Here is a 1,325-nt window from a genome sequence, read left to right as displayed (position 1 = left end):
GTCTACTCCGGCTACGAACTGTGCGAGAACACCCCGCTGCGCGAGGGCAGCGAGGAGTACCTCGACTCCGAGAAGTACCAGCTGCGGCCCCGCGACTGGGAGGCCGCCGCCCGCGAGGGCCGCACCATCGCCCCCCTCATCACCCGGCTCAACCGGATCCGCCGCGAGAACCCCGCCCTGCAGCAGCTGCGGGACGTGCACTTCCACGAGGCCGACAAGGAGTCGGTGATCGCGTACTCGAAGCGCAGCGGTTCGAACACGGTTCTGGTGGTCGCGAATCTGGATCCCCACCACACCCAGGAGGCAACGGTCTCGTTGGACATGCCGCAACTCGGCCTGGACTGGCACGAGTCGGTGCCGGTGCGCGACGAGCTCACCGGCGAGACCTATCACTGGGGCAGGGCCAACTACGTGCGTCTCGAACCGGGCAGCCGCCCCGCGCACGTCTTCACCGTCCTGCGACCGTCCACCCCGCAGACCGGAGGGTCACCCACACGATGATCGTCAACGAGCCCGTTCCGGACAAGTTCGAGGACACCCCCGCCAAGGACCGTGATCCCGACTGGTTCAAGCGCGCCGTCTTCTACGAGGTCCTGGTCCGCTCCTTCCAGGACAGCAACGGCGACGGCGTCGGCGACCTCAAGGGCCTCACGGCCAAGCTCGACTACCTGCAGTGGCTCGGCGTCGACTGCCTGTGGCTGCCGCCGTTCTTCAAGTCGCCGCTGCGCGACGGCGGTTACGACGTCGCCGACTACACGTCGGTGCTGCCGGAGTTCGGCGACCTCGCCGACTTCGTGGAGTTCGTCGACGCCGCCCACCAGCGCGGCATGCGGGTCGTCATCGACTTCGTCATGAACCACACCAGCGACCAGCACCCGTGGTTCCAGGAGTCCCGCAAGGACCCCGACGGCCCCTACGGCGACTACTACATGTGGGCCGACGACGACAAGCAGTACCCCGACGCCCGCATCATCTTCGTCGACACCGAGGTCTCCAACTGGACCTTCGACCCGGTGCGCAAGCAGTACTTCTTCCACCGCTTCTTCTCCCACCAGCCGGACCTCAACTACGAGAACCCGGCCGTGCAGGAGGAGATGATCTCCGCGCTGAAGTTCTGGCTGGACCTGGGCATCGACGGCTTCCGGCTGGACGCGGTGCCGTACCTGTACGCCGCGGAGGGCACCAACTGCGAGAACCTCCCGGCGACCCACGAGTTCCTGAAGAGGGTGCGCAAGGAGATCGACGCGCAGTACCCGGACACGGTGATCCTCGCCGAGGCCAACCAGTGGCCGGAGGACGTCGTGGACTACTTCGGCGACTTCGAG

At 66.7% G+C, this 1,325-nt stretch carries 1 protein-coding gene and 1 pseudogene; both read left to right on the top strand.

From position 1 onward, the window contains the following. Window positions 1-501, top strand: a pseudogene (locus AQJ30_RS23175) (alpha-1,4-glucan--maltose-1-phosphate maltosyltransferase); the annotation flags it as partial. Beyond that, a partial coding sequence (locus tag AQJ30_RS23170) for an alpha-amylase family glycosyl hydrolase (protein WP_245727019.1) occupies window positions 498-1,325 on the top strand: 828 nt, incomplete at its 3' end. The pseudogene AQJ30_RS23175 and the gene AQJ30_RS23170, both read left to right, overlap by 4 nt.

The sequence above is a fragment of the Streptomyces longwoodensis genome (assembly GCF_001514125.1).
GTDB classification, from domain to species: domain Bacteria; phylum Actinomycetota; class Actinomycetes; order Streptomycetales; family Streptomycetaceae; genus Streptomyces; species Streptomyces longwoodensis.
Note: the sequence above shows the minus strand (reverse complement) of the source record. Positions and strands in the feature narration are given on the sequence as shown.